The organism is Alkalinema sp. FACHB-956 (assembly GCF_014697025.1).
GTDB lineage: Bacteria > Cyanobacteriota > Cyanobacteriia > Leptolyngbyales > Leptolyngbyaceae > Alkalinema.
Genome location: NZ_JACJRC010000002.1, coordinates 278,639 through 292,584, shown reverse-complemented (window position 1 = coordinate 292,584; position 13,946 = coordinate 278,639). Strand labels below are relative to the sequence as shown.

Annotated in this window: 10 protein-coding genes; 2 read left to right on the top strand and 8 right to left on the bottom strand. The window is 50.4% G+C overall.

Features of this window, described 5'->3' with window-relative positions; genetic code table 11:
- Window positions 1-410: 410 nt before the first annotated feature.
- A complete protein-coding gene (gene phoU, locus H6G21_RS04655) occupies window positions 411-1,085 on the bottom strand; it encodes a phosphate signaling complex protein PhoU (RefSeq protein ID WP_199307012.1) in 675 nt (224 codons plus the stop codon).
- A gap of 565 nt (window positions 1,086-1,650) precedes the next feature.
- Between phoU and H6G21_RS04650 the strand changes: the two genes are divergently transcribed.
- A complete protein-coding gene (locus tag H6G21_RS04650; protein WP_190571019.1) occupies window positions 1,651-2,649 on the top strand; it encodes a hypothetical protein in 999 nt (332 codons plus the stop codon).
- 175 nt (window positions 2,650-2,824) lie between these two features.
- Here H6G21_RS04650 and H6G21_RS04645 read toward each other — a convergent pair whose 3' ends face one another.
- Window positions 2,825-3,832 carry a DUF1350 family protein gene (locus H6G21_RS04645; RefSeq protein ID WP_190571017.1) on the bottom strand — a complete coding sequence of 336 codons (1,008 nt, stop codon included), beginning with the start codon at window positions 3,830-3,832 and terminating at the stop codon, window positions 2,825-2,827.
- A gap of 194 nt (window positions 3,833-4,026) precedes the next feature.
- Here H6G21_RS04645 and H6G21_RS04640 point away from each other — a divergent pair, with 194 nt between their 5' ends.
- Complete coding sequence (locus H6G21_RS04640; protein WP_190571015.1) at window positions 4,027-4,875, top strand: hypothetical protein; 849 nt, start codon at window positions 4,027-4,029, stop codon at window positions 4,873-4,875.
- 221 nt (window positions 4,876-5,096) lie between these two features.
- Here the strand turns inward: H6G21_RS04640 and H6G21_RS04635 are convergent, their stop codons facing one another.
- The 6 genes from H6G21_RS04635 to H6G21_RS04610 form a co-directional block, all read right to left on the bottom strand.
- Window positions 5,097-6,554, bottom strand: a complete 1,458-nt coding sequence (locus H6G21_RS04635; RefSeq protein WP_190571266.1) for an aminotransferase class I/II-fold pyridoxal phosphate-dependent enzyme — start codon at window positions 6,552-6,554, stop codon at window positions 5,097-5,099.
- A 99-nt stretch (window positions 6,555-6,653) separates the two neighbouring features.
- Window positions 6,654-7,238: a C39 family peptidase gene (locus tag H6G21_RS04630; RefSeq protein ID WP_190571012.1), complete on the bottom strand. Its 585-nt coding sequence runs from the start codon at window positions 7,236-7,238 to the stop codon at window positions 6,654-6,656.
- A gap of 212 nt (window positions 7,239-7,450) precedes the next feature.
- A complete protein-coding gene (locus H6G21_RS04625) occupies window positions 7,451-8,059 on the bottom strand; it encodes a hypothetical protein (protein WP_190571010.1) in 609 nt (202 codons plus the stop codon).
- Between the two features lie 227 nt (window positions 8,060-8,286).
- Entirely contained in the window at window positions 8,287-9,678 is a 1,392-nt protein-coding gene (locus tag H6G21_RS04620; protein WP_242041641.1) for an SGNH/GDSL hydrolase family protein, read from the bottom strand.
- 1,598 nt (window positions 9,679-11,276) lie between these two features.
- Window positions 11,277-12,566 (bottom strand): AAA family ATPase, encoded by a 1,290-nt coding sequence (locus H6G21_RS04615; RefSeq protein WP_190571008.1) that lies wholly within the window; start codon window positions 12,564-12,566, stop codon window positions 11,277-11,279.
- 347 nt (window positions 12,567-12,913) lie between these two features.
- A complete protein-coding gene (locus H6G21_RS04610) occupies window positions 12,914-13,849 on the bottom strand; it encodes an NAD-dependent epimerase/dehydratase family protein (RefSeq protein ID WP_190571006.1) in 936 nt (311 codons plus the stop codon).
- Window positions 13,850-13,946 lie beyond the last annotated feature (97 nt).

The following is a 13,946-nucleotide window of genomic DNA, read 5'->3' as shown; positions in this document are numbered from 1 at the left end:
CTGAAGCATCTTCCCCAGCAGTGCTTCTGCAATCCCAAATATTATGCTTTGCCTAGGGCAGAACAACACAATATTCCTGTCCAGCAGAAGCGGATACTCACGGATCCGGAGCTTCCGCACTGTCTATATAATCGTTCCTCAGACCCGATCGCTCTGTCAACCCGATCGCCACAAAAGATCCAAGACGGGTCTGTTGGATCTCTGGAAATGTTGATTGACCGAGATGAACTCAGGCTGAAAGAAGATCAGGCTGAAAGAAGGCCGAGCAGAGAGCTGAGAGGGGCCTAACGCCGTCTTCGCAGGTGCTGCGCTGTCTAGCGCTGTCTAGTTACCCCCAGCACCCTCCAGCACCCCCTCAGCTGCCCTCAGCCTCTACAACGGGCTTTATCACGCTGCCCAGTGACACAGGCTTAGCGCTGCCCGGTAACGATGTAGGACACCCGCTTGCCGATGTTGGTGGCATGGTCAGCAATGCGTTCGAGGTGACGGATCGCTAGGACAAGGAGGACGATCGGCTCAATCACTCCCTGAACCTCAGTGCGATAGGTCAGTAGGTTATAGAGCATCTCGTAATCTGAATCGATCGTGTCGTCCTTGAGCTTCATTTCTTGGGCAGATTCAGCATCCAGATCCGAAAGGGCCGCCAAGCTCATGGCTAGCATCGCGCGACAGCGATCGAACATGACTTGGACTTGATCCAGGTGGGGTGGATTTTCGTAGGGGAACAGGCGAACGGCAACTTCGCCCAGATTCTTGGCATAGTCCCCAATTCTTTCCAAATCACGCACCAGTTGCATCATGGCACTCAGGAGGCGGAGATCCTGGGCAACCGGAGACTGGAGGGCGATCAAGTTTACACAGTCAAGTTCAATCTGCTTATATAGACTATCGATTTCTTTATCTTGAAGATTAATCTGGTCAGCAGCATCTAAGTCGCCATCAAATAGGGCTTGCCGTGCCAGACAACAGGAGTTCTCCACCAGCGCACCCATTTTGAGAACGTCTCGCTGAACCCGCTTGAGCTGCCGCTCAAAGTTAACCCGCATTGGTTCTTGACCTGCCATCGATGCATTTTTAAACACCATTTTGCTTTATCTCTCGCCCCCGGATTTTATTAAGAAAATCTTTAAGCCTTAACTATAACAACTGTGACCGGATTGTGCGGGTAGCGTGAACAACCTTATCGATGACAAGTCGATGACAAGTCGATGACAAGTCGATGACAAGTCAATGCCAAAGACGCCAAAGATGCCAAATCGGTGGCAATGGGCTGAGACAGTAGGCCAAGATCATGGGCCAAGATCATGGGCCAAGAAACAGGCAACTAAGTCATGGATCCCTCAAGAACCTCCTGAATGGGGTAGGGAGAATGACGGGTCGGGCTATGGAATGGGATCTGGGGACGATCGAGGCGATTAGGCCCCAGCTGTGATGGCGAATGGATTACGAGGATGGGATCAGGATTCGGAGATTTTTCAGGAAATTGTTTTAAAGGCGCTAAGATCCGTTACGCTTGAGCCTAAAATAACTGATCATTTTCTGGGATCAATTTTGGGGTTGGCTATTGAGTCCGATCGTTCTGATTCAAATCTTCCCGCGAACTGCGATCGCAGAAACTGTCTGTCCTTACCTACCACAAACAGTATGAATATGTTGGCAACTGCTCCCACAACGCCGTTAGCGGCTGCAAGTTCCGCTGAATCCGTTTCCAATTTCCGTGCGGTTTTATCCAGTCAAGCGCTGTTGAATCAACTCCGGGCCCATTACGCAACGGGCTGCTTGCTGTCGGATCTGGTGCAAGCCCAGGGTGACCAGTTTATTGTGAAGGCGATCGTGGAAGTGGAGGGGCGTGCTTTGGCCTCTGCCCTGGCGAGTGCGTCTACGGTGGAGGCGGCGGAGGATCGGGCCCGGATTCGGGTGTTGGCGGTGTTGGGCATTTCGGCGACGGCTCCCTATGTATCATCGAATGTGTCATCGAATATGTCATCGATGGCGGTTCCCATGGCAGATATCGCCGAGGTTGCTGGGCCGATCGCAGGTTCGATCGCAAGGCCAGGGGTGGATGTCTCGGTTGCCAAGGGGATCCCTGGGGTTGCTAGTGGAGCAACCAGTGGAGTTACTAGCCGAGCTGCCAGTGGGGATAGCGGGGTGAATGCTGAACCGGGGGCCAATTCTGCGACGCCGAAGCGCAAGACCAAGGCGGAGAAGGCCAAGCTGGAGAAGGGGAATCCAGAGGATCCGATCGCGTCGGTAGCCGTGTTGGATCGGGAGGCGGAGGTCACTGTTGCGAGTTCAGTATCCCCGCTCGTGGCTGCCATCCCAGGCGCGAGCGCCATGGATTTACCGATGGATTTGCCGGTGGAGGCGTTTGAACCAATGGAGTATGAATATATTCCGGAGGAGGAGCCAGCGTTTATGGCTGCGGAGCCTGCGGAACCCCCGATGGATTTGTCGGATGCGATCGCGCAAATTGGGGCGGAGATCGATCGGATCGGTTGGACGAAGAAGCAGGGAAGCGCCTATCTTCAAGAAACCTATGGCAAGCGGACGCGGGCGGAGTTGACCGAGGCAGAGTTGTTTGCGTTTTTGAAATATCTCAAGTCTCTGCCATCGAAAATGCAACCGAATTTGAGTCAGATTCCGTTTTAGGCCAGCCAGTGGATTGGCGAGAACGTTGATCGACGGCATAGCCTATGGGGGTGACCAAGCTCACGCTGGATTGGCAAATGCAGGTCTATAGTCTGTAGAAAGGATGGCTGTTGTCGTTGGGGGTTGAGTCAATGCCTGCGACAACAGCTTTTTGATGGTTATCCATCAAACCTCCTCACTGTCTAATGAGGGTCGGCTGGATGACTTGAGTTTGGATCTGCTGTAGTGCTTCCAGAGCACCTATGACAACGGGTTCCAATGCCCGATCGACGATCGGTTCACTCCATTTATCCAGCGGATTAAAATCCACGATGGAACGCCCTAACTGAATGCCAACGGGTTCCAAATGTTTCCCTTTTAGGGCCTGAAAGAGTGCGTTGGGATGTCTCTGGAGCAAGCGATCGCAGGTTTCGATCGCGAGTTTATCGGCATCAAAGGTAATCAACCGAGTCAGATTAAATGACTGACTGCGATCGATGAGTTGATAGGTTTGTTCCACGGTGGGCAAAACTTGCAAGCCGACATTCTGGAAAGCCCGCTGGAGAAAGGGTAGGGGAATAGCCGCGTTTAAGTCCTGGATGACAGGCGCGAGGAGTAATGACGCTTGGTCGGTAATTCCCACGGGCATCGCTGCGACCGATAACGTTGCGCAAATTGGCAAACTTTGTAACCGTTGTTCTAACCGCTCGCCCATCTGTTGTAAGCGGTACTGGATCATTTGGGTTTCAGATTGGGCATCCGCGATCGCTGCCATATCCTGCAAAACCTGATCCGAACCATCATTGAGCAATTCCAGCAAGGCAATGTATTTACAGCCTAGACTATGCCCAACCCAACAATAATTGGACGCTGCTAAATAGGGGCGGTAGTCGTAAGCCCGATCGGGTTTATCCGGTAGTTCTGCCAACTGTTCAATGATTCCCAAGCGAACCGCATAGTGTTCTTCCAACAAATCCAGAGCCACTGACCAATGGTTAAACGTAAACCGAAAGGGCAGAGAAATGATTGTATATCCTGCTTGAAAAAGCTGCTTTAGAAAATACTGGTAACTCAAGGTTGGAAACGAACCAAAGAATGCACCACCAATAAATTGAATAATTCCCTTAGGATGGGGATGAATCGCAACCCAGCTAGAAGAAAGCCGTTGAAATTGTGGTTCGATCGATACAGCGTTATCCATCATCGTTATATAGCAACGTTACGCAGCTTATGCATCGGAAAGATTTCTCCATATTGACATTCATAAAAATTTAAGGAATCACCCACGCGGGTACTGTCAAAGGGTTCGATCGGCGACGACACTAAAAACATCCCGGATGGCATTACCCCAATCGAACGACAATCCATCCATTTATTTAATCCTGGAGATTGACAAGAATGGCTATTTCCTCAGTTGTATCCAACTATGAATTGCTCGTTAAGCCCCTCGTACAACCTGAAGCCGATATTTTGGGTGCAGGTCGGACGATCGTTCAAGGCTATTTTTTAACGATTACGAACCTCAATACTAGCGTTGCAGCTCGCTTACGGCTTAATTTCCGAGCCCAATCGGTTGATTTAAATAGCCAACCTCTATTAGCCTTTCTGGATGCCAATGGCACAAATAGCTTGCTCATCCCAACCCTATCGGGGGCAACGAGCCGGACCTATACCTTTACGATCGAACCCGGTGACACGGGATTATTTATCCTGCAACCGGACGTCACCCAAAAAAGTGTCGTAGAAAATGCCAATGTGGAAGTTCGAGGCTATGCCACGCTGTCTCTGGCATCCCCCTTTGGTTCCAATAGCTTTAACCTACTGGTCACGCCACAACAACGGGGCACCTTTCTACCCAAGGGTTACACCGTTCCCCCGGTCCCCCCTGCCCCTGCCGCCCGCACCCGCGAGGACTTCGACCAACTGGCCTATGGGTTACCCACGGCCACTGGCGGTTCCCAAATCACGCTAGCCCAGATCAACTTCCCGATCGGTCGTCCCCCCATCCTCTCGCCGGATCTCTTGGAGTTGGATCCCGATTTGCTGCGTCAAATCCAAGAAAATCCAGCCCTGCTGACCCGCAATCCAGGGGTTGATCCTGGGCGGATGGCTCCCGTTGCAGCCCAAGGAGATAGTTTGCAGCAGGCTCTCAACCTGATGAGTGAGCGGATTGAAGGGCTCGAAGTTCTGATGACCAATCAAGTGAGTCGATCGGCTGTAGCGAACGGCACTGTTGTTGTGAAGTAAGGCACGATAGAATCACTCACAGGTCAGCCCAACCGAATAGCATCTGATCGCTAATCATCCGACAATCAGACCTAGTATTCTCCAGCTATTGAGAATGCTAGGTTTTTTGTAGTTCAATCAACGATCGACCGCTGCTTGACGCTTGCCAGTCCATCACTGCGGGATCCAGAATTGACTATGATGAGGAACCATGATGAAGGACTATGATGAAGGACGAGCAATTATTTTTCCATAATTACTTGTAAATAATTTAATTCGGGATCACTGTTACCTGTGATAAATCCACCGATCGCTTGAATATGTTGTAAATATTCGATCGCCGCTGTAGTAATCATTTCCCCTGGCATTAGAACAGGAATTCCCGGTGGATAGGGACAAACCAGTTCCGCACTGGGGTATCCGATCGCTTCGGCGATGGCACATTTTTGGCTCGGTGCGAAAAATGCATCCCGTGGGGAATAGGCAGTTGGGTGCTGCAAATTTGTTGTGGGAAAGGTTGGTAGCGATCGGGCTGAGGTCACCTGGGCAGCAGCGCGACATCGTTGGGACAAAGTGTCTAACGCGGTGACGAGGCGATCGAGATCCGCCTGGGAATTGCCAGGGGTAATGATGAACGTGAGGTGATGCATCGAAGGAAGCTCACAGGTCACCCCCAGTTCCTGATGTAGAATTTCATCCGCCGCAAATCCGTCAATGCCTAAGCCTGTCACGATAACGGTTAATCGTGTGGCATCAAGGGCAACAAATCCCGGCGTAGTGGCCCGATCAATCCCCAGGACTTGTAGTCCAGGAATTTGGGCAATTCGCGATCGGGCATCATTGGCGAGGTGAAGGGTGCGATCGAGCAGCGCTTGCCCTTGGGTTGCCATCTGCATTCGGGCTGCATCCAAGGAGGCCAGCAGGAGATAGTTTGGGCTGGTGGACTGCACGAGTTGCAACGCTTGGGCAATCCGATCGGGCGACACGCGATCACCCTGCAAATGCAGCATGGAAGCCTGAGTCAGGGCAGCTAGGGTTTTGTGGGTGGACTGAACAACCAGATCGGCCCCTGCCCGTAATGCTGCAATGGGTAACGCTGGATGGAATGCAAAATGGGCTCCATGGGCTTCGTCAACAATCAACGGTAAGCCCCATTGATGAACCAGTTGGGCAATGGCTGCCACATCGCTACAGGTGCCGTAGTAGGTGGGGGAAACGAGTAAAACCGCCTGACTATCGGGATGGGCTGCCAGAGCTTGCGCGATCGTGCTAGGGGCAACACCATGGGCAATGTCTACGGCACTGTCGTAGTCCGGTAACACAAAGACCGGAACAGCTCCCGCCAAAATCAATCCAGAAATCACCGATCTATGGACATTGCGCGGCAGAATTACTTTGTCCCCTGGTCGGCAGGTTGCCAAAATCGCAGCCAGCAATCCCGCCGTTGAACCATTGGCTAGAAAATAGGTGCGATCGGCTCCAAAGGCTTCAGCCGCTAACGCTTGGGCCTGTTGAATAACCCCTTCTGGGTTAAACAGATTATCCAGTTCTGGCAGTTCGGGCAGATCGGCACAGAAAGCCGCCTCTCCCAGCAACGATCGAAATTCAGCCGAAACCCCCTTCCCCCGCTTATGACCCGGTGTATGGAAGGGGGCGTAGCTCCGGCCTGCGCACTGCTGTAACTGCTCCACTAAGGGCATGGACGTGCGATCGGGAGGCAATGGGTGATTGCAGGAGTCAACCGACCCGTAAAAGGCTTCAGACATGAACAAGAGACAACAGGCGTAAACCTGTTCATCTTACGCTGAAGCGGCACTGGTTGCAGTAGAAGGTATCTTGAAGATTCGCCCCCAGGCACTTTGCGGGCCATCCACAAAGAAAATCCGATCGAGTAAGCTCCAGGAATAGAAATCGTATTCTCCACCGACTCCCACGTCGTATTCATCATTGGCTCCCAACCGCGTTCCATAGGGATCATGGATCAGAAATCCTTTATCATTGACCCCTACAATGCAAATGATGTGACCCGAACTTTTGTAGGCCATGCCTGCGGGTACTGGAATTGATTTTTGGAGTTGTTCAGTGATGATCTCTCGGGTCAAATCCATACGCCATTCGGAATCAAGGCCAAATTCCTGTTTGATGCAGGCGGTATGGGCATCGTGGTTGGTGGTATCCCCATAGGAATTGAGGAGGTAGCCGTAGTAACTTTCGGGTTGCTCATAGCCCATTTCTGCGGCTTTCTGACTGAGTAATCCCTTCAGAAGATAATTGAGCGCCATCGCATGGGCCGTCAGGTTACACTGCCGCCAACCGGGCCCGAAAAATTCTTCGGCATTATCGATTTGGTAATAGTGAGGAACAGATAGACGAATTTCTTGCATAGAGCATCTACTCCCGAAATCGCAAAAAAGTATGGGCCACTGACTGAGGTTTAACGGGTCTGGAGTTTAACGGGTCTGGAGCTTCACTGGATTGAAACTTCACTGGGTTGGAGCTGAATTGGGCTAGAACTTGAATTGGGCTGGAACTAGAGCTAAGCTCCAAGGGGGGCTGATTGAGGCTTAGCTAGATTGAGGCTTAGCTAGATTGAGGCTTAGCTGGATTGGGGTTTAAAGTTTTTCACCCATTGGATAAATTTAGGAATTTTGTCGCCATTCAGATTGAGAACTGGAATATCAGCGGTATCTTTGACATCCCCAGGATTGAAATACATCACTGTTCGCTCCGATCGCCCTAGCCCATAGGCCGAGACCATCTGTTTGGCCAATTTACAAGTGACGTAAAATTTCCCCATCTCGATGTTGCCATCATCGGCTCGATAGTTCCAATACACGCCTTCAAACTTGGGCCGATCGCTGCACCATTGGGTATGGGTAATTTCGATCATTTTGGCAATGTGGACATCGTAGCGCCGTAGTTTGCCCCCATAGGCGGAAACGGTCGTATCCCGATCGGGTACCGTAAAAATGGCTGTCCGATGGGTAAAATCACCGGCTGCACTGTTAAAGGAAATTCGCGTAATGGGGACGGCTGTATCCGATTGAACCCTAGGAACGGCTGGGCCTGCTTGAACCGCAGGAGCGATCCCGAGGGTCACTAGCGCAGTGACAGCAAAAATGGAGCGAGGCAACTGTGGCATAGGGATGAATGTTGGAGAAGGCTGGAAATTCTGCGATCGTGCAGACAATCTCAGAATTCCCATTTTGTGTTCTCTAGTTAATAACAGCCTGCCATATCTAAATTTCGGAGAGGATAAATTTTAATTACGAGGCTCCAGCAACGCTGACAATCAGCCTCAAACCCAAGCCACAGAACAGCCAGCTTGATCCGTCCTCTCTTCTAGATGTCCATCCGATCTTCTAGATGGTGGATGTTGATGGGGCTGGCTGGGCTGGCTGGTTGGGCAGGATGGCTGATTGAACGTTTGGCCTAGGGTTGCCCCCCTGTAAAGGGTTTAGGTTGTACCTGTAGTTGCGTCACGATCGTGTCATATAACCGATCGGCAATGGCTTGATTGGCAGAATCCGTCAGGTGAATCGGATCTTGGAAGGCATCGCCTTGAACCTGATTGAGGGCATCTTGCAATTTAGCAGTGGTCAGCCCAGGAACCTGTTTATTGACCTGTTCAACGGTCTTTTGTAGCTGTTGGTACCCTGCTTGAACCCGCTGCTGATAGTTGCTTCCCAAGCGATCGACCAACTGCTTCTCTTTGGTTGTGAGAGACTCTCGCTGGGTCACTTCGGGTTGTAATGCCACCACCAATGAAGCTTTGGACGCCCCCGACAGACGCGCCAGTTGCAGTAAATACTTACCATAGCGATCGACTCGAAGATTAAGTTCCTCCGGCTTGGCCGCTAGACGATCGCCCAATCCTTGCGTGGAACTCGACAATGGATCAACCAACTGCTCGATCGAAGATTGGGGCTTTAGCAACCAATACTGCACACTTTTGACCAAGTAAAGGCTGGAGAAAAAGTCACCCATGCCCTGGGACAAACTTGCTATGAAATGTCCAGAGGCATCGGATAAGAGTCGATCGGTGACTTCAATGCTGGCCGCTTCCTGGGAACTGGGCAGCAGTAAATCTCCATAGCCATTCATCACCACTAAAACATCGGGCTGGTAAGCGAGGATCTGCGAAGCCACCTGCGTTAAGGTATTGCCGGAGGTATAGCCCGGTACGGCTGCATTAATCACGCGATACTGCCCATCCCGAATTTTGGGGGGTAACTTCAGCGCTTTTTCCAGTTCGTCCGCATAGTAGGGCAAGACATCTGGCCGGAATTTCTTCGTATTACTCTTTTGTTCCTGGACTTGCTGATTTAGGCGAGCTTCTAGCAGCGTAGCAAAGGTGGATTGATTGCTGCTATTAAACTGCCCAAAGGCAGACGATCCCCCCAAAACAAAAATCCGGACTTCATTTTTAGGTTTAGTTAAGTTAACAGCGTCCCCGCTGCGAAACCCTTGGGCATTAATTTGAACCGCATCATTTTTTTGGTTGCCAACTAATTTGAAGCCAGTGAGGGGGGTTTCTTGAATGGCTAGGCTCCCATGGCCGGAGATCCCTTGCATGGACTGGCCCGCTTGATTGAGGGGTTTGAGGTGATAATTTGCGGCAATTTCAGGCTCGCCCACATAGGCCGTCAACTCATCACTTTTGCCTAAAATACTGGTTCCCATCCGTAGAAGAATTTCAAGAGCCAAAATTCCTAGGGGGATAGCTGCAATAATCCACAACTTGGGAATGCGCTGTTTCTTCTTACGGGATCCGTAGTAAGAACTGGAATAGGAAGAAGATGTGCGACGACGAAGATTAAACATTCAGAATTACCAGAACTCAACACACGATCGCAGATCGATCGCGACCGGGGGAACCTAGACAGGGCTGGATCTTACTACTAAATTGCGTCCCGGCGTATAGCTTTCAGGACAATCCGATCGAGTGTAGTATTTGTCACACGCCTGAATTATTGAGAAAAATCCTAATCGAACTTAGAAAAAACAAGATATTCAGGCTAACAAGAGCTGTCGTAGGACGCAGCTAGTGAAGTATGAACGCTATGCCACCTAGACACCCTGAAGACTTGGCATTGGCGGCTGTGATCGAGCTATGAGTTGGTTTGCAGTTGAATCATGATTGGAAAGAATCAAAAATGGACAATCGCTGTCCATAATGGACAACCTAGGATGAATTTCCCCTGTGAGCTAAAAACTCTTTAGATTTAGTAAATCTTGTTAGTTATACCTAAATTCACTGAATTCGGCTACTGGTCTTGGGACACCAGCCCACTTGACTGTACAGATCATGCTACCCAGGCAGATATCTTAACGGAGAATGACTCAACACACCAGGGCTAGACATCGAATGGATCCTTTCTTTGCTGGTGCCAGTCTCTGCTTGCCGAGAATCTGCTGTCTTCTAGGAATCGGTTGCGTTAGTTGCGTTCCAGGAATCTGCCGCTTTGTAAGAGGTATCTACAAGAGGTATCCACTCACTCGATCGTAAACATTTGTTCCTACATCTTCCCATTTACCTCTTATTGGGGCTATCTTAGTAATCAAGAAGCAAACACACCATCGCTTCTACCCAAACAGTCCAATCGTTCACTTCACAAATTAAATAGGAGGTCAAAATTAATCTCTACAAGAGCATTTTGGCTCGTTTCTCAAAACTACTCAAATCTATTCCCCCGATTTCCTCCTCTGCTGCTTAAAGAGAATCGGCGCTGAATATCCCTAAAAAGCCTAACGCTGCAATGTCAGCAAATTCAGCCCAACTCTTAGAACGCTCAACCTATAAGAGGGAAGAGTGTGGCGAAGGGATACTGAGTATAGTTTTCTGTCAAGTTGTACGTTTGATGTTCATAGCTGGCGCTCTCTACTGACGCCATGTTGAACTTTTCTAGTTTGGGTTCAGACAGTATCGCAACTGGATCACAGTAATTCCTCCACAATTCACATGAGAGCAATGTCTCTTCTAACTTCCCGAATTTTCATGCCGTCATGAAGGTTCATCGTTAGGGCATCTCTAACCAAACTCGCTAAATCTGAGGAACGTAATTCTGTTAGATCGTTGTTAGATACTGTAGTTTATCGGTTAGTTAGTCTTTCGGTTAGTTAGTCTCCTTATGGAACGCGATCTGTTTCAGGGAGTTCTGTAGCTAACGTTCTCGATGTTATTGACCTAAAAACGACCAACTCGGTCTGAGAGGAGGTTATACAGGTTAGACTAAATTAAGCGCAACTATAAAGATTCGGCCTTCCTGTGCTTGTGGCAGGGAGGTCGAGTTTTTATCCGGAGATTTAGTGGGTTCGTGATCGGTTGCAATATCGGTTTCAATCACCACAGGTTTCAATCACCCATTAGTTGAGTCTGGTAATTGGGTCTGGAATGCGATTAAACCCTTTGGATATAACCCCTAGGGCATCAATCCTACTGGACGATTAACCATCATTTCCGTCAGCCGATTACGATCGCGTTTGCCAATCCCTACTAGGCGAATGTAATTCCCAGACTTCTCGTCCAAGCACGTCTCCAAGGCCGCGATCGCGGTTCTGGGATCCTGCTCAAAGGTACCGTAGCAAGTCCAGGAACCCGTCCGAAAACGGCGAGGATCGGCGTATTCAATACCGATACGATCGCCCATACCAATAATGCGGTTAATCTCACCCACCATCGCCGGATCGAGTCGGGTGGATGAAGGCATACCGGGATAGCTCTGGGGTGCTGGGGATGATGCGGGTCGATCGGTGTCCTGGGTCGATCGCTGGGTGTTTGGGGTAATACTCGGATTAATGCTTGAGTGAATGCTTGGATTAACGTTCGGGTTGATGCTTTGGTTATAGGCTTGTACTAGGCGCAGTTCCTGAATGCGGTTTTGCTCCCGCACCATGGCATGGCCCACTTCGATCAAGTGCGGCAAGCTAAAATCGGGACGATGGAACTCCGGTGGCGCTTCCTTGCTGTTAACTACACGGGCGGAAATATTTTCAAACCCGATCGAACTAATTAATTTCGCAACCTGTTCGTCGTACAGTCTCGCCCGTAGTGCCCCGTAGAAATCGATCGACTGATCGGGAAAGGTATCAACTAGCGTTTCGATATCCCGACGAGCAACGTGATCGACTTCAAAAATACCGCTGACGATGCCCACGCGATCGGCTCGATCGGGTTCCCAATAGAACTTCTCCATCCGCCCATCGCGAATCAGCGGTGCATATAGCGTTGCAAAATCATTGCCCGTCACGATAATCGGAATGCGTTTCGTCGGTTCGCTGTCGTAACTTCCCGGTAGCTGCACATTCGTCGGATTATCCGCAATGTTCATCAACGTGCCGTGGACTAATTGCGTGTTGACGGTGTATTGCGTTAACTGATCAACCCGGCCAATCCCCGCGTCGATGTCATTAATCATCAACACCGCCATTTTGCCCCGCACCTTGACCAGTTCCCCCGCTTCCCGATAGCGTAGGCGAATCAGTCGGGCTGGATCGCCTGCATCGGGGCTTTCCAGTTCCCCCGCAGACATGTAAACCACCTCAATGCCCATCTTTTGGAACACGAGGTCGCACTGGAACGACTTGCCTTCCCCCTTGCGGCCATGGACACCCAAAATCAGCGGCACTTTGACGTTGGGTAAGTCCAGGTAATTCTTAGTGATGTGAACGGCTAATTTTTCTAGAAAGCGGGGAGCAATGTAAAAAGCCATAGCAAAGACAAAAGGTTAGGGAAGGATTGGGGAATGGTAGAGAAAACGAGTTGAGAAACGATCGAACGTCTAAATGCGGAATAGATTTGGCTTCATTCAATTGAAAATATCGTTGATAGCCTGGGCTTCGATCTTCCCTAGCCCCCCTTAATAAGGGGGGAACTAGAGCTTCAAAGTCCCCCTTATTAAGGATTAAGGAGGATTAAGGGGGATCGGATCTGTAGCAGCGATCAATCAATTGGATTCAGAGTCTCTATTATCCCTTCCAGTGTCAGCACCTGCATCAACAAAAAACTGACTCCTGGGATTGGAAAATCTGATGAGATCGCGCCTAGTGGTGCTGAAACCTAACCAACCGCTGCCAGAATTTCATCGTCGATCGCAAAATCAATCTCCGCCCGATCGCGCCCAGAGGCTAAGTAATCATTCTGTAACGAGTCTTTCAGACCAGAAACGAGATCAAATTGTGGCTGCCAGTTCAGTTCCGCCTTGGCCTTTTCGATCGAACAGAAGAAATGCTGGGCCCGCATGGGGAAGGCTTTGCGCTTACCAAAATCAAAGGCTTTGGGGTCAAAGTGAACGATTTTCAGGCTATCGGGATCCTTCCCTGCCGCCACCGCACAGGCTTTGGCGAGCCCATCGAAGGTGACTTCCCGCTCCCCAGAAACGTTGTAAATTTGCCCGATCGCCCGATCGTTGCCCAACACGTTCGCCATGGCCGCAGCGAGGTCGGCACAGTGGCCAAATTGGGTAAAGTGTTGACCGTGGCCGGGAATGGGAATGGGGCGATCGCGGAGAATTCGATCAAAAAACCAAGCTTCTAAATCGTTATAGTTCTGCGGCCCGTAAATGTAGGTTGGACGGATGGACGTAAAGGGTAACCCTTGGGCAGCCAAGTAGGCTTCCGTATCATTTTTTCCCTTGTGGCGACTTTTGGGATCCACTGCATCGCCTTCAATGTGGGGCATTTGGTCGGACTTGAGGTACACCCCTGCCGAACTCATATAGACAAAATGCTTGACTTTACCGTTGAACAAATCGGCCAAAGGCTTCGTATCGCTCAATTCCCGCCCATTGTTGTCAAAAATGGCGTCAAAGGATTCCCCCGCCAGTTGTTGGATGGCTTCCGGCTGGGTGCGATCGCCAATAATCACCCGCAACCCTTCCACGGGCGCGGGCTTTTTGCCTCGGTTGAATAACACGACCTCATGGCCTTGCTCCACCAGTAACCGCGTCAGATATACCCCGATAAACCGGGTTCCGCCCATGACCAAAACTCGCATTGCGATCGCGCTCCCATTGACAACGATTCTCTATCTTACCGAGATTCGTCCGCCCAGCCGCGCATTGCACGCACTGATTTGCCTAACTGACTGGCCT